General features: G+C 59.5%; 19 protein-coding genes. 15 read left to right on the forward strand and 4 right to left on the reverse strand.

What is annotated here, in order from left to right; all coding sequences use genetic code 11:
* Positions 1–51 precede the first annotated feature (51 nt).
* Complete coding sequence (locus tag AC2A6O_RS17865) at positions 52–408, forward strand: response regulator (RefSeq protein ID WP_148584837.1); 357 nt, start codon at positions 52–54, stop codon at positions 406–408.
* Between the two features lie 358 nt (positions 409–766).
* Positions 767–1,480, forward strand: coding sequence for a Crp/Fnr family transcriptional regulator (locus AC2A6O_RS17870; protein WP_286192652.1), 714 nt, complete (start codon positions 767–769; stop codon positions 1,478–1,480).
* A gap of 154 nt (positions 1,481–1,634) precedes the next feature.
* On the opposite strand, the gene hemN is transcribed toward AC2A6O_RS17870, so the two are convergent.
* Positions 1,635–3,008, reverse strand: a complete 1,374-nt coding sequence (gene hemN / locus AC2A6O_RS17875; protein ID WP_498929095.1) for an oxygen-independent coproporphyrinogen III oxidase — start codon at positions 3,006–3,008, stop codon at positions 1,635–1,637.
* Positions 3,009–3,099: 91 nt separating this feature from the next.
* Between hemN and AC2A6O_RS17880 the strand changes: the two genes are divergently transcribed.
* Both AC2A6O_RS17880 and AC2A6O_RS17885 read left to right on the forward strand, forming a co-directional pair.
* Entirely contained in the window at positions 3,100–3,846 is a 747-nt protein-coding gene (locus AC2A6O_RS17880) for a glutathione S-transferase family protein (RefSeq protein WP_498929097.1), read from the forward strand.
* Between the two features lie 100 nt (positions 3,847–3,946).
* On the forward strand, positions 3,947–4,996 hold the full coding sequence (locus AC2A6O_RS17885) for an AbrB family transcriptional regulator (protein ID WP_148584833.1): 1,050 nt from the start codon (positions 3,947–3,949) through the stop codon (positions 4,994–4,996).
* 62 nt (positions 4,997–5,058) lie between these two features.
* Here the strand turns inward: AC2A6O_RS17885 and glyA are convergent, their stop codons facing one another.
* Positions 5,059–6,381: a serine hydroxymethyltransferase gene (gene glyA, locus AC2A6O_RS17890; protein ID WP_498929099.1), complete on the reverse strand. Its 1,323-nt coding sequence runs from the start codon at positions 6,379–6,381 to the stop codon at positions 5,059–5,061.
* 100 nt (positions 6,382–6,481) lie between these two features.
* On the opposite strand from glyA, the gene AC2A6O_RS17895 reads away from it, so the two are divergent.
* Complete coding sequence (locus AC2A6O_RS17895) at positions 6,482–7,363, forward strand: LysR family transcriptional regulator (RefSeq protein WP_498929101.1); 882 nt, start codon at positions 6,482–6,484, stop codon at positions 7,361–7,363.
* A 23-nt stretch (positions 7,364–7,386) separates the two neighbouring features.
* Here the strand turns inward: AC2A6O_RS17895 and AC2A6O_RS17900 are convergent, their stop codons facing one another.
* Complete coding sequence (locus tag AC2A6O_RS17900; protein ID WP_498929103.1) at positions 7,387–8,292, reverse strand: DMT family transporter; 906 nt, start codon at positions 8,290–8,292, stop codon at positions 7,387–7,389.
* A 405-nt stretch (positions 8,293–8,697) separates the two neighbouring features.
* On the opposite strand from AC2A6O_RS17900, the gene ccoN reads away from it, so the two are divergent.
* The 9 genes from ccoN (at position 8,698) to AC2A6O_RS17945 (ending at position 17,464) form a co-directional block, all read left to right on the forward strand.
* Positions 8,698–10,353: a cytochrome-c oxidase, cbb3-type subunit I gene (ccoN, locus tag AC2A6O_RS17905; RefSeq protein ID WP_148584826.1), complete on the forward strand. Its 1,656-nt coding sequence runs from the start codon at positions 8,698–8,700 to the stop codon at positions 10,351–10,353.
* A 14-nt stretch (positions 10,354–10,367) separates the two neighbouring features.
* A complete protein-coding gene (gene ccoO / locus AC2A6O_RS17910; RefSeq protein WP_148584824.1) occupies positions 10,368–11,102 on the forward strand; it encodes a cytochrome-c oxidase, cbb3-type subunit II in 735 nt (244 codons plus the stop codon).
* A gap of 5 nt (positions 11,103–11,107) precedes the next feature.
* Entirely contained in the window at positions 11,108–11,263 is a 156-nt protein-coding gene (locus tag AC2A6O_RS17915; protein ID WP_148584822.1) for a cbb3-type cytochrome c oxidase subunit 3, read from the forward strand.
* A 3-nt stretch (positions 11,264–11,266) separates the two neighbouring features.
* Positions 11,267–12,145, forward strand: a complete 879-nt coding sequence (gene ccoP, locus AC2A6O_RS17920) for a cytochrome-c oxidase, cbb3-type subunit III (protein ID WP_148584820.1) — start codon at positions 11,267–11,269, stop codon at positions 12,143–12,145.
* Between the two features lie 171 nt (positions 12,146–12,316).
* A complete protein-coding gene (gene ccoG / locus AC2A6O_RS17925; protein WP_209001128.1) occupies positions 12,317–13,780 on the forward strand; it encodes a cytochrome c oxidase accessory protein CcoG in 1,464 nt (487 codons plus the stop codon).
* Between the two features lie 10 nt (positions 13,781–13,790).
* Positions 13,791–14,303: a FixH family protein gene (locus tag AC2A6O_RS17930; protein ID WP_148584818.1), complete on the forward strand. Its 513-nt coding sequence runs from the start codon at positions 13,791–13,793 to the stop codon at positions 14,301–14,303.
* Between the two features lie 10 nt (positions 14,304–14,313).
* Entirely contained in the window at positions 14,314–16,560 is a 2,247-nt protein-coding gene (locus tag AC2A6O_RS17935) for a heavy metal translocating P-type ATPase (RefSeq protein ID WP_498929107.1), read from the forward strand.
* Positions 16,561–16,567: 7 nt separating this feature from the next.
* Positions 16,568–16,720, forward strand: coding sequence for a cbb3-type cytochrome oxidase assembly protein CcoS (gene ccoS / locus AC2A6O_RS17940; protein WP_006933680.1), 153 nt, complete (start codon positions 16,568–16,570; stop codon positions 16,718–16,720).
* A 72-nt stretch (positions 16,721–16,792) separates the two neighbouring features.
* On the forward strand, positions 16,793–17,464 hold the full coding sequence (locus AC2A6O_RS17945; RefSeq protein ID WP_498929110.1) for a methyltransferase domain-containing protein: 672 nt from the start codon (positions 16,793–16,795) through the stop codon (positions 17,462–17,464).
* Between the two features lie 30 nt (positions 17,465–17,494).
* Here AC2A6O_RS17945 and AC2A6O_RS17950 read toward each other — a convergent pair whose 3' ends face one another.
* On the reverse strand, positions 17,495–17,695 hold the full coding sequence (locus tag AC2A6O_RS17950) for a hypothetical protein (protein WP_148584812.1): 201 nt from the start codon (positions 17,693–17,695) through the stop codon (positions 17,495–17,497).
* A 256-nt stretch (positions 17,696–17,951) separates the two neighbouring features.
* Between AC2A6O_RS17950 and AC2A6O_RS17955 the strand changes: the two genes are divergently transcribed.
* A complete protein-coding gene (locus AC2A6O_RS17955) occupies positions 17,952–18,488 on the forward strand; it encodes a response regulator (protein ID WP_148584810.1) in 537 nt (178 codons plus the stop codon).
* Positions 18,489–18,535 lie beyond the last annotated feature (47 nt).

Raw genomic sequence — 18,535 nt, forward strand, 5'->3', positions numbered from 1 at the left:
CGTATAAGTAGAGACAGACTGCATGTCCGCAGGCTTTGAGGATCTACTTTCGTGGTTGTTCACATTGTTGAAGATGATGAAGCAGTTGCCGATGCGTTGGCGATCGCGCTCGAGGATTTCGATCATCATTCAGTCACTTACAAGGACGCAGAGAGTTTTCTCGCCAGCGCCGCACCCAGTTCAGACGACTGGGTGATTGTCGATATCGGACTTCCGGACAGGTGCGGTACAGAGGTCGTCCGCGAGCTTATGGATCTACCGGCGCCTCCGGGCATCCTTGCCATTTCCGGCAAGTCGAAAGTGAATCTCCTGCAGCAAATTCGGGAGCTTCCGGACCTGACGGTTTTGCGAAAGCCGTTGTCGATTGACATGGTGACTGCGGCCATGGCTCCCAAGGCCATGGTTTGAGGATGCTGTTCGTCCGGAATCCCTTTTGAAATTTCCCGGATTTCAGGTCCGGAGCGCCAAGTTTCATGGCGCGTTTTGGGCGCGCACGCCTGTGCCGCTCGTGCTGACTCTTCAATAACTTAGACCTTCGTCGGCTGCGGCGTTACGGCTCATATGTAGTTTATCTTACGCAGTCGACCGAATTTCATTCCCTGCTATCCGCGTTCTAGAGTGCACCCCGCAAGCTACCAGGTGTCGGACGGGGCATCTGCAATCAGCGGTCGATCTTGCCAGAGGCGCGACAGGAACGCGCCAGGGAAAAAGACCAATCGCCAACGTAGCAAATGAAGGCCGTGCTTCAGGCACGAAGGAGGGACATATGGCTTATTTCGACGCGGGTACCCCCGGCCAGGGAGCTGCACCGAGAATGACGGGCGCGCCGGTCTGCACACCCAGAAAAACATCATTTTCAGACTTCGGCGGCAAGTCCGTGCAGTACGACACCCATGCGGTGATCTACTACGAAGGTGATTCCGCCAAGCGGCTGTACGAGCTGGTGAAGGGCTCGGTGATGCTTTACAAGCTGCTGCCGGACGGGCGTCGCCAGGTTGTCGAAGTTCTTCGACCCGGTGATATTTTTGGTCTCGCCGGCGGCGACGAATACGATTGCACCGCCGAAACACTCACCAATGCCGATATTCAGGAAATCGACCTGAGGCAGGTTGAGCGGTCCGATGCGCTTCAGCGCACGCTCACCAAATGCCTGACCAACCAGATGCACGTGCTTCACGAACATGCCGTTCTGCTCGGCCGCAAGTCTGCCGTCGAGCGGGTCGCGAGCTTCCTGATGCATCTTGTCCCGGAGCGGGGCGGCGTCGGTTGCGTCGGTCCGACCGACGAAAGTGACGACGGCTTCGATTTGCGGTTGCACATGACCCGGCAGGAAATTGCCGATTATCTCGGCCTGACCATCGAGACGGTCAGCCGCGTGGTGTCCGATCTGAAGCGCCGGGACGTTATCCGCGTTGACCGTGCAGACCGGATCCATCTCAACAAGGTCTGCGGCCTCTGTCAGATGACCGGTATGCACTGAACACCGCTTGATCGTCGATTTCAAAGGGCTGCGATTTTCGCAGCCTTTTTTGTGGCTGGTCGTCCCTTCCAGATTGGTGGCGTCTGGTCTAGCATCAGGAACCGACCAGCCCCAAGGTCCAGCCCCAAACTCGTCCAGCTTGGGGCTTCGTTGTTCAAACCGCGGCAGAATGGCGAGCTTTCCCGCTTGCCTGACTTGCCGCCAGATAGGCGTCGAACGCCGCGGCGGCGAGGCGCACATAGGGTCTCCCGGCCTCCGTCACTTCAACCCTGGCGGTTTCAGTGTCCGGATCCAGCCGGACCAAACCATCAGACACCAGATCCTGTAACGCGTCGAAAGCATCTGCAAGGTGGCTGGTAGGCAGGCCGTAGTCCCGGCAGGCGGGCGCAAGATCACAAGCGTAGTTGGTCATCAGCTCTTCGATAATCCGTCCACGCAGGCGGTCGTCGGCGGAAAGTGCCAATCCTTTCGTGACCGGCAACTCGCCTGACATGATAGCCCGGCGCCAGTTGCCGACATCAGACACATTCTGAACGTAGCCAGCAGACAGCCGTCCGATGGAAGAGACGCCGAATCCGATCAGCTGTTCTCCCTGATCCGTTGTGTATCCCTGGAAATTGCGCTTCAGGGATCCGTCCGAAAGGGAAATGGCCATGCTGTCGTCCGGACGGGCGAAATGGTCGAGGCCTATGGCGATATACCCGGCCTTCAACAATTCGGCGCGGGCAAGATCCGCAAGAGCCAGCCGCTCTGCGGCGGTCGGCAAGGTGCTTTCGTCGATCAGGCGCTGGTGCTTCCGCATCCAGGGCACATGGGCATAGCCGAACAGGGCAATGCGGCCTGGAGACAGCGAGAGCGTTTTTTCCACCGTATCGAGAATCGTTTCCGGCGACTGGCCAGGCAGTCCATACATCAGGTCGAAGTTGAGCGCGGTCACCCCGGCCTCTGTCAGGAAGTCCACAGCCTGCTTGACGACCCTGTAGGGCTGTATGCGGCCAATGGCTTTCTGAACGTCAGGATTGAAATCCTGCACGCCAAGGCTGGCCCGGTTGACGCCGATGATGGCGAGCGTTTCGGCAAGCCGGTCCGTCACCAGCCTCGGATCGAGCTCGATGGCGTGTTCCAGATCCGGCGCAAGATCAAAATTGACACGCATCAGTCCGGTCAGGTCGATCAGGCTCTCGCGTGGCAGGAGGCTGGGAGTGCCGCCCCCCCAATGAATATGGCGGACAGGACCCGCCTGCTGCATGTGCTCGGCAACCAGGTTCACTTCCTGCCCGAGCATCGCGGCATAGGCCTTGAGCGGCGCGTCCTGGCGCGTTGCCTTGGTATGACAGCCGCAATAATGACAGAGCTCACGGCAATAGGGCACGTGCAGGTAAAGCGAGAGCGAATCCTGCGGCGACAGCGCCTTGAGCCAGTCCGCATAGACGCCGGCCGTTACGCCGTCATGAAAATGCGGTGCTGTCGGATAACTGGTGTAGCGCGGTACGTTGCGCATGGCGTAAGAGAGCGGATCTTTCATCATGTGGCGATCTAACCGTCCGGTCCGGGATCGCGCCTTGATATCGCTCAAGTCCCTGGTAGGGATGACGATGAAACCGAAGGAATGATCCGGCGTGACCGACTTGCCACCCCTTGCCGAAGAAAAACGTTTCCCCGATTCTCCTGAGCGATATCGTCTGCACGGCTCTCCGGACAGCGCCAATTTCATCGTCAGGATGGTTCTGGAAGAACTCGGTCTTGTCTATGACTATGCGCCCGTCGACCGGTTGATCTCGCAGCAGAACTCCGATGCCTATCGGCGGCTCAATCCACAGGGCCTGATTCCGGTTCTGGAAGTGCCCGGGCAGGACGGCCCCATGTTCGAAACAGCGGCGATCGTCCTGCATCTGGCGGACACGCACGAAAATTTCGCGCCGGCTATTGCCTCTCCTGACCGCGGACGGTTCCTGAAGTGGCTGTTCTTCCTGTCAAACACGTTGCACTCGGACCTGCGGATTTCCTTCAAGCCCGAAAGATACGTTCCCGAAGCGCAGGTGGCGGCGAGCCTTCATGCCGGTCTGATCCGCCGGATCACCGGCAGTTTCGGGCATCTCGAAGCTGAACTCTCCGCGCAGGGCGGTCCCTTTCTGCTGGGAGGCGCGCTTTCTGTTCTGGACCACTATGTTGCTGCTTGCGCCAGATGGGCGCAGCTTTATCGCAATGAGGGCAAGTGGTCTCTGGAGGCAACGCCGCATTTGCGTGCCCTTCTTGAGAGGCTGGAAACGCGTCCGGCCGTATGCAAGGCCTGTGAACTGGAAGGAATTGAGGGTAAACCTTTCACAGAGCCCCGTCCTGCTCAGTTGCCGGGGACAACCGGCTGAAAAAACTCGCCTCGTACATGTTGATCCATGCAATCAACCATGCGCTGGCCGATCAATCCATTTATAGCTCAAGGAGCCTTGCCAAGCTCAATGGGTCCTGATGCCTGACATATCGTTTCAATCTGCCGCCGGAAGACTGGCGGTCACGCTTCTCGTCGCGACTGCCGGGGGAGCGGTGTTCAACCTGCTCGGGCTGCCAGCAGGATGGTTGTCCGGTGCCATGGTCTTTGTCGCCATTGCGACCCTGGCGCGGGTGCCAACGCTTATGCCGGTCCCGCTGCGGGATGCGCTCTTCATCATGATCGGCATTTCCATGGGGGCAGGGGTTCATCCGGATATCGTTGAGCGGGTGGCAGAGTGGCCGGTGTCCATGGCCATGCTCCTGGCGGTGATGGTGGCTGTCACGTTTGCCGGTTACGCGGTGCTGCACTACGGCGCGAAATGGTCGAAGGAAACGGCTTTCTTCGGGGCGATCCCGGGGGCTCTCTCCTATGTTATCGCCCTTGCCACGGACAGGGGCGCGGATCTTCCCCGCATTGCCTCCAGCCAGTCGCTGCGTCTGTTCGTTCTGGTAGCGGTTCTGCCGTTTGCCGTCGTCTCCTCCGCGGAACCGACGGGCATCGGCAGCAGCGCGGTCTATGTCTCCGGTCTCTGGGATTTTCTGATCGGCATACCGCTCTGCCTGGCTGCAAGCTGGCTTGCGGTCAAGGCCAGGGTGCCAGGCGGTGGACTGACGGGCGCGTTTTTCATGAGCGCAGGTCTCAATGCGTCGGGTCTGCTGGTGCTCGTTCTACCGACTTACATCGTGCTGCCGTGTTTCGTGATGATGGGCGCCCATATCGGTTGCCGGTTTGGCAATATGACGCTCCGCCAGTTCGTCAGCGTCCTCGGCGCATCCATCGCGGCCTTCGCAGCGGCGTTTATGACGTCGCTTGCCGGGGCCTGGATGGTTGCCGAAATGGTGGATATCCCGTTCGGCCAGGCCTTGCTTGCCTATGCGCCCGGCGGCCTGGAGGTGATGACACTGCTCGCCTTCATGCTGGATCTCGACCCGGCCTTCGTCGCCGCTCACCAGATCGCACGCTTCACCGGAATGGTGCTGCTGCTGCCTTTCATCACCGGGCTTGTGCTGGGGCGGCGAAGCAACTGAGGCTGAGCCGTGACGCGCTGCATTGAACCATCAACTGCCGCGCTTCAGGTCGGGCGTCGATTTTACGAGCGGATGAAGTGGAGCGTATCGAAACTCTGCCGCCACTTGGAGACACGTTCGGCCATTGCCTGCGGATCGTTCGAACGCAGGGCCTCGGTTATCAGCCTGGCCAGTTCCGGCATGTCGGCGCTCGTCATGCCCCATCGGACCAGTTCCGGAGTTCCGAATCTGAGCCCGTTCATGTCGCCATCAACGGGCGCAATCGGCAGACCGATGCCGCATGCCAGAAATCCGGCCTGACGAAGCTTCTTCGAGGCCGCCTGGCCGCCGCCGAAGGCTGCTGCCTCCAGCGCAAACTGGTGGGACGCGGTTGTCCCCTTTACCGTGGAGAACACCGGCATTCCCTCCGCGGCAAGGGCATCGGCCAGCGTATGCGCGCTTGCCGCCATCTCGGCTGCATATGCCTGGCCGTAGTCGCGCCAGTCCAGCAGGGTGATGGCGAGTGCCGCCGACTTCGCAACGTCGAAATTGGCGGTGAGCCCCGGAAACGCAATTCCGTCGAGCTTTCGGGCGAGATCCTGTTCATTGGTCACGATCAATCCGCCGGCCGGACCGCCCAGGCTCTTGTAGGTGCTCATGGTCATCAGGTGCGCGCCTTCCGACAGCGGGTCTGAAAACACTCCGCCGGCAATCATGCCGCACTGGTGGGCGGCATCGAACAGCACAAAGGCACCGACTTCATCGGCTATGGCACGAATGTCCTTCACCGGGTGCGGGAATAGATTGAGGCTCATCCCGATGGTGATCAGCCTCGGCCGGACCTTCAGCGCCAGGGCGCGCAGGCCCTCCAGATCGATCGTATAGCCGTCGGCATCGACCGGTGCCTCGTGGATGTCCAGACCATAAAGACCGGCACACCCTGGTGCGTGATGGGTGACATGGCCACCAACGGACGCCGGAGGGGCGATGATGGCATCGCCCGGTTTGGTCGTTGCCATGAACGCATAAAGATTTGCCAGCGCACCGGAGGCAACCCGGATTTCCGCATGGGCCGACTGGAAGATCTCGCAGGCAAGGTTCGCTGCAATCACCTCGATTTCCTCGATGGCTTCGAGGCCCATTTCATATTTGTCACCCGGATAGCCGAGGGAAGGCCGGGACCCCATGCCACTCGACAGCAAGGCTTCGGCGCGCGGGTTCATCACGTTGGTCGCCGGATTGAGGTTGAAACAGTCCTTCTCGTGAATGGACCTGTTGGTCTCGGCAAGCGCTTCGACGCGCGCGGCAAGCGCTTCGGATCCGAGAGACGCGGTTGCCTGGGTGATCTTGTCGATACGGTTGGCAGCCACATCGGGAAGCCAGGGGCAATTGTCTTGTGCGCTCATGTCGGAACTCCGGTTCGATTTGAACAAAGTGTCCCTCTGCGCTTGCGTTCGTGCAAATCAGTTTTTAGAAATTCAAGGGCTAGAAAAATTGAGGCTCGAGATGTCCGTATCTCCACCTGTGCCCAGACTGCCGTCGCTGAATGCGCTGAGGGCCTTTGAAGCGTCGGCACGCCTCGGCGGGTTCGCGCAGGCAGCTGCCGAACTGCAGGTTACGCCGGGAGCCGTGGCGGCACAGATCAAGTCATTGGAACAGGAGATCGGCGCAGCCCTTTTCGTGCGCTACGCCAAGGGTGTGCGCCTGACAGCCACGGGTGAGCGGGCGCTGCCGGGTTTTGTTGCGGCTTTCGACCAGATGGGGACAGCCGTGCGCGATCTGAGGCGCGACGCTGCACCCGGCAAGATCCACATTGCCGCCTTGCCGGCACTCGCCCAGCTTTGGCTGGGGCCCAGGCTGCCCACGCTACGCAAGAAGCTGCCCGGGATCGACATCTCGGTGACGGCTCTGGAAACACCGCCGAACCTGAAACGCGTGCCCTTCGATCTCTGTCTGTTTTATTGCGAAACTGTTCCTGAAAACGGGATCGCGTTTTCAGGCGACGCGTTGCTGCCTGTCTGTACCCCGGCACTTGCCAGGAAACTCAGTCAGCCAAGTGATCTGAAAGAGGCGATTTGTCTGACGGATACGGCCTGGGCGGACGATTGGCGGCTTTGGGCTGATCATGTGCTGCCGGGCGCCGGGTTTGCGCCACGCGGCCCTGTCTTCTCGCTTTATGCCCTGGCCGTGGAAGAAGCGCTCAACGGGGCAGGGGTCTTGATGGCCCATCGCGCGCTTGTTGCCGAACAGCTTGCGGCGGGCGCTCTGGTGGCACCCTTTTCAACGTCGGTTCCGCTGCACCGGCAGATTTGCCTGTGGAGCCTTCCATCAAGCCGTGCCAATGGCGCTGCCGGTCAGGTGCTGCAGGCCTTGCGTGAAATTGGATAAGCGTCCGAACGCAGGCTTTGCTTTCAACTGCGCCGGGTCTTTGCCTTGTTGCCACGCCAGAGGATGAACAGTCCCGATCCCACGATGACGGCACATCCGACCAGCATAGGTGCATCGATCCGCTCGTTGAACCAGACGGTCCCCAGCAGGACGCCGAACAGGAGACGCGAATAGCGGAACGGTGTGACGGTGGCGATTTCGCCTGTGCGCATGGCCTTCATCAGCGCGCCGTAAGCGAAGACGCCGCAAAAGACTGCAGTTCCAAGCGCCGCAGCTGAAGTCATTCCTGGCACCACGAAGGCTGAACGGTCCCAAAGGCCGTAGACAAGCCCTGCGATGATGATTGTCAGAAACCCGTAGAACCCCAGAATATTGGTGCTGAGCGTTGCAGGCGCGGCACGGCTGGCCAGGTCACGGCCGGAAAAGCCGAGCATGCCGATGACGGCCAGTAGCGAAAGTGCGGAGAAGCTGTCGCTCGTCGGGCGCAGCACGATCAGCACGCCCAAAAGACCGATGAAGATCGCTGTCCATCTACGCCACCCGACCTTCTCGCCAAAGAACAGGGAAGCGCCCAATACGACGAATATCGGCGTGGCCTGAAGGATGGCCGTGGTCGAGGAGAGCGGCGTCAGCGCAAGGGCCAGGATATAGAACAGCCTGCCGACGAGCTCGAAGGCGAAACGCACCTGCATGACCCGCGAGAAAACGTCCCGTTTCAGAACCTTTTCTCCCCTGGCGGCCGCAAGGCCAAAAAAGCATAGGGTTCCGCCGACACCGAACAGCACGAGGATTTCCGAAACAGGCAACTGGGTCGCGGCCTGTTTCACAAACGTATCTTCGAACGCAAAGGCGGCCATTGCGGCCACCATCCACAGACTGCCGATGATGTTGGGGCGAAGGCCTGCGCCTTTGTTGAAAGCTGCGGTCACAGGGAGAGGTCCGGTATCGAAAAGGAAAGCCAAAGGGGGCAGGTGAACGCTCTTTGCGGGCCCCTGAACATCACCCTTCAGCGGAAGACGAAGGGCTAACACGTTTCCCGGTGCTTGGCTTTGGAAAACCCGAAGAGGCGGGGGGAGTGGACACTGGCACCAGAGCCCCGAGGGCAGTCGGTAGCTGCGACAGGAAACTGAAATCGAACGGATGTCACATCCTTTTTACGGTCGCCCTGCATCGTAGGCGCGACAATTTATCCAATGCAATCTGACGTTTGGGGGCACTTCTGGGATCGTCAATTGCGGGCATGTTGATATGAATCAACGCAGCATTTTTAGAGTCGTGTGCATGGTCGTGCCATCGTTGGCACCTTGTAACGATTTCAAGACTGGGGCGCTAAAATGGCACACAACAAGGCCAAAATGATCTCGCTCGAGGAAGGCGGCTTCGCCATCTTCCTTGTGCTGCTTGCATTTGCCTGCATCATCGTGGCGGGCAAGACATTCGATCAGGTCATGGCATTCCACGCTGGCATAGGCGCATTGTTCGCCGCCGTCAGCGTGTTTCTGATTTTCAAGAATTACTTCGATGACGGCGGGGAAGCGATTCCGGCCGAAATCGACGGCAAACCAAACTACAACATCGGGCCGATCAAGTTCGGTGCGGTCGCGGCGATGTTCTGGGGCCTTGCCGGTTTCACGGTCGGTTTGATCATCGCTCTTCAGCTGGCCTGGCCGGCGCTGAACTTCGATCTGCCGTGGACAAACTTCGGGCGGCTGCGTCCGCTGCACACCTCCGCTGTGATCTTCGCCTTCGGCGGCAACGTGCTTCTGGCAACATCCATGTATGTGGTCCAGCGCACCAGCCGTGTCCGCATGCCGGGCAAGATCCTGCCCTGGTTCGTGATCCTGGGCTACAACGCCTTCATCGTGATCGCGGGAACGGGCTATCTGCTCGGAGCGACGCAGAGCAAGGAATATGCCGAGCCGGAATGGTATGCCGACCTGTGGCTGACCATCGTCTGGGTCTTCTACCTGCTGCTGTTCCTGGGCACGCTTTGGAAGCGTAAGGAACCACATATCTATGTGGCCAACTGGTTCTATCTGGCGTTCATCGTCACGATTGCCATGCTGCACATCACCAACAACCTGACCATTCCGGTCTCGATCTACTCGACCAAGTCCTACATTGTCTGGTCGGGTGTTCAGGACGCGATGGTGCAGTGGTGGTACGGCCATAACGCGGTGGGCTTCTTCCTGACCGCCGGCTTCCTGGCCATCATGTACTACTTCATCCCGAAGCGTGCAGAGCGGCCGGTCTACTCCTACCGTCTGTCCATCGTGCACTTCTGGGCGCTGATCTTCATCTACATCTGGGCAGGTCCGCACCACCTCCACTACACGGCTCTGCCGCAGTGGGCGTCAACGCTGGGTGCAACCTTCTCCATCATTCTGTGGATGCCGTCCTGGGGTGGCATGATCAACGGCCTGATGACGCTTTCGGGCGCCTGGGACAAGCTGCGGACCGATCCGGTCCTGCGTATGATGGTGGTTTCGGTCGCCTTCTACGGCATGTCCACTTTCGAAGGCCCGCTGATGAGCCTGCGTTCGGTCAACTCCCTGTCGCACTACACCGACTGGACCATTGGTCACGTGCACTCCGGTGCTCTGGGCTGGGTTGGCTACATCTCCTTCGGCGCGATCTACTGCCTGATCCCGTGGTTGTGGAACAAGCGTCAGCTTTACTCTCTGAAGCTGGTGAACCTGCACTTCTGGCTGTCGACGATCGGTATCGTTCTCTACATCACCGCGATGTGGGTGTCCGGTATCATGCAGGGCCTGATGTGGCGCGCCTACGATCAGCTCGGCTTCCTGGAATACTCCTTCGTGGAAACCGTCGAGGCGATGCATCCCTTCTACATCATTCGTGCTCTTGGTGGTGGGCTGTTCCTGCTCGGCGCTGTGATCATGGCCTACAATCTCTGGATGACCGTCCGTCACGGCGAGGCTGAAGAAGCCGATGCCACGCCGGCTGGCTCCCTGGCTCCGGCCGAATAAGGGAGGGACAGACAATGTCTGCATGGAAAAAACACGAAGTCTTCGAAAAGAACTCCTTCATCCTCTTGATCGGCATTCTGGTCATGGTCGCCATCGGCGGCCTGGTCGAGATCGCTCCGCTCTTCTATCTGAAAAGCACGATTGAGAAGACCGAAGGCATGCGGCCCTACACGCCGCTCGAACTTGCCGGACGCAACATCTACATCCGCGAGGGGTGCTATCTGTGCCATTCGCAGATGGTGCGTCCGATGCGCGACGAAATGGAACGCTACGGCCATTTCTCACTGGCGGCGGAGTCGATGTACGACCACCCCTTCCAGTGGGGGTCCAAGCGGACCGGCCCGGATCTGGCCCGCGTCGGGGGCAAATACTCCGACGACTGGCATGTGGAGCATCTGAAGGACCCGCGCGCGCTGGTTCCTGCCTCCATCATGCCCGGCTATCCGTTCCTGGCTGAAAACCGCCTGAACACCCGGGACATCGAGGCCCACCTGTCGGTCAACACCATCGTCGGCGTGCCTTACACCGAAGAACAGATCGCAAATGCCGCATCTGACATCATCGGTCAGGCGAAACCGGACACGGAAGCCGCCGACGGCTTCGAGGAACGCTGGCCGAACGCCACGATCCGCGATTTCGACGGCAACTCGAAGGAAGTCACCGAGATGGACGCGCTTGTCGCCTATCTGCAGGTTCTCGGAACCATGGTCGACTTCTCGATTTATGACGACAAGGCAAACGCGAGGTAAGAGCGATGAACGAGACATACTCCGCATTCGCAGGCTTCGCGCAAACCTGGGGCCTACTCTATTTCATGATCCTGTTTGGCGTCGTACTGGCCTACGCACTGTGGCCGAAGAACCGGAAAAAGTTCGACGACGCTTCTCAAATCCCGTTTCGGGAGGACTGATCAATGGCAGACACACATAACAAGGAAGTCGACCAGATCTCCGGGGTCGAAACCACCGGCCACGAGTGGGACGGTCTGAAAGAACTGAACAACCCACTGCCGAAGTGGTGGCTGTATCTGTTCTATGCCTGCATCGTCTGGGCCGTGATCTACTGGGTTCTCTACCCGTCCTGGCCGCTGATCTCCAGCTATACCACTGGTATTCTGGGTGCCAACCAGCGGACCGAGGCGATCGCGTCCTATGACAAGGGCATTTCCGAACGGTCAGTCTTTGCCGACAAGATCGTGGCAGCCTCTCTTGAGGACATCGCGACGGATCAGGAACTGCTGCAATTTGCCCGGGCCAACGGCCAGGCAGCTTTCGGCGACAACTGTGCACCGTGCCACGGTTCCGGCGGTACGGGCGCGGAAGGCTTTCCGAACCTGCAGGACGACACCTGGATCTGGGGTGGGACGCTGGACGACATCCACACCACCTTGGAATACGGTATCCGGTCCGGCAATGACGATGCACGCATCGGCGAAATGCCTGCCTTCGGGCGCGATGAGTTGCTGAGTCGTGAGGAGATCAATCAGGTCGCCAACTTCGTCGCATCCCGTGCCGGGCTTGAGACCGAACAAGGTGTCGACCTGGCAGCAGGACAGACTGTCTTTGAAGACAACTGTGCGGCTTGCCACGGTGAAGACCTGAAGGGCATTCAGGAGGTCGGTGCGCCGAGCCTGCTGTCCGCCAACTACCTCTATGGCAAGTCTCTGGACGCCATCAAGTCGCAGATCAACAACCCGCGCAACGGCGTGATGCCTGCCTGGGTGGACCGTCTCGACCCGGCGACCATCAAGTCTCTGACGGTCTATGTCCACTCCTTCGGGGGCGGGCAGTAAATCCGCGGATCTGGTGCGACAAATGCGCCAGATAACCTGAACAATTTGATCCGGCGCAAAGTGTGACGCTTTGCGCCGGTTTATTTTGAGCACTCGCTGCTAAGAGTGAGTGGCGAATGATTTTACAAAAGATCCTATTGGGGCAGGATCGCGTTGAAGAGGACGGACGGTATGTCTACGGACACCGAGACGCATGAGGGCGCGCAATCCGAAGAGTGGTTTGCATCGGCCAAAAAGATCTATCCAATGGCGACGCATGGCCTGTTTCGCAGGATCAAGTGGGCGCTGCTGTTCATCACGCTGGGCATTTATTATTTCCTGCCTTTCCTCCGCTATGACCGTGGGCCGGACGCGCCGAGCCAGGCGGTTCTGGTCGATATGGAAGGCCGGCGTGCCTATTTCTTTTTCATCGAAATCTGGCCCCAGGAAGTCTACTACCTCACCGGTCTTCTGATCCTGGCAGCCCTGACGCTGTTCCTCATGAACGCCGTCGCAGGACGTGTCTGGTGCGGCTATCTGTGCCCGCAGACGGTCTGGACAGACCTGTTCCTGTGGGTCGAGCGCAAGGTGGAAGGCGACCGGCGCGAGCGCATTGCGCTCGACAAGGACCCGTGGACTTTCGGCAAGGTCCGCAAGCGTGTGACCAAGCACTTCCTGTGGCTGATGATTGCCTGGTGGACGGGCGGCGCCTGGGTGCTCTATTTCAACGATGCTCCGACCCTCGTCTGGGAACTCCTGACCTTTCAGGCGCCGATGGTTGCCTACGTCTGGATCGCCATTCTGACCACGACAACCTATCTGCTGGCCGGTTTCATGAGGGAACAGGTCTGCATCTACATGTGCCCGTGGCCGCGTATCCAGGCTGCCATGACCGATGAGAAGGCCCTCAACGTCACCTATCGCTGGGACCGTGGAGAGCCGCGCGGATCTCTGAAACACAACAAGAAGCTTACCGAGCAGGGCTTGCCCGCAGGCGATTGTGTTGACTGCTACCAGTGTTTCCAGGTCTGCCCGACCGGTGTCGATATCCGCAAGGGCATGCAGCTCGATTGCATCCAGTGCGGCCTGTGCATCGACGCCTGTGACAACGTCATGACCAAGATCGGCAAGCCGAAGGGGCTGATCGGATACGACACGGACGAAAACATCCAGCGCCGCCTGGACGGCAAGGATTCGATCTACGAGATTGTCCGCCCGCGCACGGTTCTTTATGTCGGCATCATTGCCGTGGTCTGTGGCATCATGTTGTATGCGATGCTCAACCGCGATTTCGCCGACATCAGCGTTCTGCACGACAGAAACCCGGTTTTCGTCGAACAATCCGACGGATCCGTGCGCAACGGCTATACCGTTCGCCTGTCCAACAAACGCCGCTACGAGCGTCACTTCATGCTGCACGTGGAAGGAATGCCGGCCAACACCAAGGTTGAAGCCGTTGGCACGGAAGACACTTTCGCAGGCCGTCCGATCATCTCCGTTGGCCCGGACACGACGCGTGAAGTTCGTATTCTCGTAACGTCTCCACCCTGGGCAAAGATGCCGCACTCGACGCCGGTTACCTTCCGGATCACCGAAAGCGTGATGGGCGAAGTCGTGACGGCCGAGGATACGTTCAAGGCACCGAAAAAACCTTGAGGAGCAAGAAATGACAATGGTTCAATCGAACATGAAAGATCCCAAGGCGATTTCCGGAAAGACGGTCCTTGCCTGGCTTCTGGGCTTCTTCGGTGTGGTTTTCGCCGCCAATGCGGTCTTCATCTATCTCGCGCTCGGGTCTTTCCCGGGCGTGGTGGTGGAAAGCTCCTATGAGGCGGGCCAGGTCTACAACGAGGAAATCGCGGCTGCGAAAGCCCAGGCGGAACTGAACTGGCAGGTGTCGAGCGAATTTGTCCGCACCAGCGGTCAGGACGGCAAGCTGGTTGTCTCGGCCATGGACGCGCAAGGCACACCACTCTACGGGGTGGCGCTCAAGGCCCTTTTGCGCAATCCGGTCCATGGCGGTGCCGACGTGAAGGTCGACTTCACGGCCGATGGCGGGGGCCGCTACGTGGGCACGGTCGAAAATCTTGCCGACGGCAACTGGACACTCATTCTGGACATCGAGCAGGGTGGTCAACGGAAATTCCGGTCGGAAAACCGGATTTTCGTCAAGAACTGAGGCACATGCCGTGACGGTCCATCAGCGTGATTGGCAGGCATTCGTGACACCGGGCGATGACGGCGCGGTCCATATGGACCTTGCCGTCGACGGTATCACCTGCGCAGCCTGCATGGGAGAAATCGAACGGGGTCTGAAGCGGCTTCCGGGTATCCGGACCGCCCGTGTCAACCTGACCAGCCAGCGGCTTGCCGTTGACTGGTCGCAGGACCAGACCGGGGCTGATGAGATCGTCGCCGAACTGGCGCGGCTCGGCTACAAGGCCCACCCGTTCGATCCGGCCAGCCAGAAGGAACGTCAGGACAAGACCGGCAAACAATTGCTGCGCTGCCTGGCGGTCGCCGGGTTTGCGGGCATGAACATCATGCTCCTGTCTGTCTCCGTCTGGTCGGGCAATGCCACGGACATCACCCCGGAAACACGGGATTTCTTCCATTGGCTGTCGGCGTTGATCGCCATGCCGACAGTGGCCTATGCCGGGAGACCGTTCTTTCGCAGTGCCTTCAACGCTCTGGCTGCCGGCCGGTTGAACATGGACGTGCCGATCATGATTGGCGTGACGCTGGCCCTTGCGCTGTCTGTTGTCCAGACAATGCAGCACCAGCATCACGCCTATTTCGAATCCGCCGTCATGCTGCTGTTCTTCCTGCTGGTCGGGCGGTATCTCGATCACAACATGCGCGGGCGCACGCGTTCCTTTGCCGAGAATATTGCAGCGCTCAAGGCGGAAGTCGCCGCACGGATCCACCCCGACGGGGCTGTGCGCGAGGTCCCGCTCTCGAAAATTGCCGCAGGTGACCTTGTTCTGGTGTCCGGTGGCGAGCGGGTTCCGGTGGACGGCGTGGTCGAAACCGGTGTCTCGGAGATCGACCAGAGCCTTGTAACCGGCGAAAGCGTGCTGGCGCCTGTCGCTCCGGGTCAGCGCGTCTATGCAGGGACGCTGAACGGGGGAGGAGCGTTGCAGGTCCGGGTCCAGGCGGCCTCCGGTGCAACGCTGCTGGATGAAGTCAATCGCCTGCTGGAAGCCGCATCCCAGGCAAAATCGAAATATGTGCGCATCGCCGACCGCGCGGCTCGGCTGTATGCACCGCTGGTGCATGGAGCGGCAGCTCTGACGTTTCTCGGATGGTTGCTCGCCGGGCTCGACTGGCAGCCGGCCCTGATCATTTCGATTTCGGTTCTGATCATCACCTGTCCCTGCGCACTCGGGCTGGCGGTTCCTGCCGTGCAGGTGGTCGCATCCGGTCAGCTTTTCCGCTGCGGTGTTCTGCTGAATTCCGGTGATGCTATCGAACGGCTGTCGGACATCGACACGATCCTGTTCGACAAGACCGGAACCCTGACGCTTACCGAGCCGGACCTGTGCGGCTCCATCGAACCAGATGACGAGACGCTTGCTCTGGCAGGGCGTCTTGCGCTTGCCAGCCGGCATCCCTTGTCGGCCGCTCTGGTCAAGGCAACAGGCGCGCTGCAACCGCTTCCGAACGTCAGCGAAACCTCCGGTGCCGGTCTTGAAACGACGGTGTCCGGAAAACGTCTGCGTCTTGGCAGTCCGCTCTTCTGCGAGGCGTCGGGAGATCAGGTCGAGGCAGCCCTTGAAGCGAACCCGGGGGCGTCACTGCTTGCCATCCGCTTCGGCACGGAGCCAGTTCGCCTGTTGGCGTTCCGGCAAAGACTGCGGCCGGACGCAAGGGCGGTGATTGACCAGTTGAAGGGGCGCGGCTACGCGCTTGAAATCCTCTCCGGCGATACCAGACCCGCTGTTGCCGATTGCGCGGCGGCCCTGGGTGTCTCGCAGTGGCAGTCTGGCATGAAGCCTGCCCAGAAGATTGCCCGTCTTGAGGAGCTTCAGTCCGGTGGTCGAAAGGTTCTGATGGTCGGGGATGGCCTGAATGACGCCCCGGCGCTCGCCGGTGCACATGTCTCGTTGTCCCCGGTATCGGCCGTTCATCTCAGTCAGGCGGCGGCGGACGCTGTTTTCCTCGGCGACAATTTGCAGCCGGTGGCCGATGCGCTGAGGTTGTCGAAACGGGCAAGGGCGGCGATTGAGCAGAACCTGTGGATCTCGGTCGTCTACAACGTCATTGCCGTGCCCATTGCCGTGGCGGGGTTCGTCACGCCTTTGATGGCGGCCGCAGCAATGTCTGCGTCCTCTCTTGCAGTTACCGCGAATGCGCTCAAACTGCGCTGGGGGACTGGTGGCAGGAATGCGGAAACCGGAGCGCCCGGCATCGCGGAACAGCAGGCAGCGGAATGAGACCAACATGGACGTTCTGATCTATCTGATACCGATCGCACTGCTTCTTGGAGCGCTGGGACTGGGAGCGTTTCTCTGGTCTCTGAAAAGTGGTCAGTATGACGATCTGGAAGGCGCCAAGTGGCGCATCCTTGACGATGATGACCTGCCCGGCAAGTGATTGCCGGCAATCTTGACTTTGGCCCGCTGCGGGCCTAGCCCCATGCACTCCTTGAGATCGTTGGAGCAATGCATGGAAACGTTTCCCGAAGCGCACAAACCTGGCTACGCCGTTTATTCCAGAACGTCGCTTGCCATCTACGATGCACTTGTGCTGGGGCTGTCCAACCGCTGGATCTGGCGTTGCCCGAGTTCCCATCTGGTCGCGCTTTACAATCACCATGTTTCCGCCAATTACCTGGATATCGGCGTGGGGACGGGCTACTTCCTGGACAAGACGCGGTTTCCCGTTGCAGATCCCAAGGTAGCCTTGCTCGATCCCAACAGGGACTGCCTTGGCAAGGCCGCTGCAAGAATTGCCCGCCTGAACCCTGTAACCATTCAGGCTGACGCCCTGGTACCGTGGCCGGGCAACATCGGCACGTTCAAGACGATAGGCCTGAACTACGTGCTTCATTGCCTGCCGGGAACCATGGCGGAAAAGGCCGTGATTTTCGATCACGCCATCCCGCATCTCGATGAGGGGGGAACCGTCTTCGGTTCCACCATCCTGCAAGGCGACGCACCACGGTCCGGTGCCGCTCGCAAGCTGATGCGTGTCTATAACCGAAAAGGGGTCTTTTCGAACGAAGCCGACACGCAGGAGAGCCTGCGGACGGAACTCGAAAAGCGATTTGATGACGTGACGGTGGAAAGGATCGGATGCGTGGCACTCTTCAGTGCCAGGGAGCCTCGTTCTGCCTGAAGCTTCTGATCACAGGCTGCAACGAGCTGGCTAGGAAAGAACGTTGGACAGGGCCATTCCGGTGGCAAGCAGGACGAGCCCTATGCCGGCCAGCAGAAGAAGATTGTCTCTCAGTTTTGCGTGCGATGCGAGGTCGGACTGCTCGTTCTCCATGGGGAGCGGGTCGTCTTCCCCGAACGTTTCAGGATCTCGGGACATGGTTCTTACAATCGTTTGCAACAGGCCGCTCATTCAGTTCTATTTCGTGCCTGCAAGATGACGGCGCACAATTGAAAGTCCCGTTAATTTCAGCCCGGCCAAAAGGTTAATTGATCGCAATCTTACCAATGCGTGAAATGCTTTAGTGTATTGCAATCAATTTCTCAGCCTTTGTGTAACTATTCAAAGTCGATCCCACGCATGCGGATAATTGAGGTGTCGAAAGGCACAGAACTAACTCATTGTTCAGACTTTCATGGCAATGGTAAAGTCAAACAAGGAGGACTAGGTGAGCCTTGATCTTGCCTCTCTGACATTCTTGCTGGTCGAAGACAGTGCTTACATGCGGACCATCCTGCGCACCATGCTTCAGGGGTTCGGAGCGCGTCGCATTGTCGAGGCCGAAGATGGCGCGTCTGGCCTGGAGGCCATGGACCGGGCGAACCCGGATATCCTCATTCTGGATTGGGTCATGCCGATCCTGGACGGGGCGGATATGGTGCGTATGATCCGCAGCCCGAACAATCCCTTCGCCTATATTCCGATCATCATGGTAACGGCGCATACCGAGCGCAGCCGGATTGTCGAAGCCCGGCGTCTTGGCGTGCATGAGTTGCTGTCAAAGCCGATCTCGGCAAAGGCTCTTTATCAGCGCGTTTCCAGCGTGATCCTGCATCCGCGCGATTTCATCAAGACGGCGACCTATTTTGGCCCGGCACCCCGTGAAATCCGCAACCGCCAGAAAATCTGGCAAGGCGGCCCCGGCCAGCCGCAGCAGCCGCCGCAAGATGGCGAGGGTGATGCAAAGCTCACCGCGATCGGCTAAGCGACGACAATTTCAGCACAAGATTGTGTGGAGGCGTCAGACGATGA

This window comes from Labrenzia sp. ATLA3, assembly GCF_057180185.1.